This window comes from Pseudoalteromonas sp. SIMBA_162 (genome assembly GCF_046535955.1).
Classification (GTDB): domain Bacteria; phylum Pseudomonadota; class Gammaproteobacteria; order Enterobacterales; family Alteromonadaceae; genus Pseudoalteromonas; species Pseudoalteromonas marina.
The window spans coordinates 1-347 of the sequence record NZ_JAWJBQ010000152.1 but is presented as its reverse complement, the minus strand read 5'-3'; the positions used below and the strand labels follow the sequence as shown (position 1 = coordinate 347).

Genomic DNA, 347 nt, shown 5'->3' with positions numbered 1-347 from the left:
CCCAACTCTTATACGTGAAATCCCCTGGCTGTCGGCAAAAATTACATCCCCGTTTTCAGGTCGAAAACGCATCGCCGATATCGTTCCACGCGCATCACCTGCGGGAAAGTCTTCTTTCTGATGCGTGATGGTATTGATGCGTACAATGTCACCTCTGACCATACCGGGTATCAACAATATTTTTTCATCCGGGGAAAGTGCCATAACCCAGGCACCAGGTTTATTACTCGTCCCCGTCCCGTCGTATTTCTCCAGCGGGATATCCGCCACATGCTGATAAGCCACCAGATCAATGGCTGACACACTATTACTGGTGCGATTCATCACCCAGGCTTTTGTGCCATCAC

Annotated in this window: 1 protein-coding gene; it reads right to left on the bottom strand. The window is 49.9% G+C overall.

Going from position 1 to position 347, the window contains the following annotated elements; all coding sequences use genetic code 11:
- On the bottom strand, positions 1-324 hold a 324-nt coding region (locus R0J88_RS19120), incomplete at its 3' end, for a hypothetical protein (protein WP_410900747.1).
- Between the last annotated feature and the right edge of the window lie 23 nt (positions 325-347).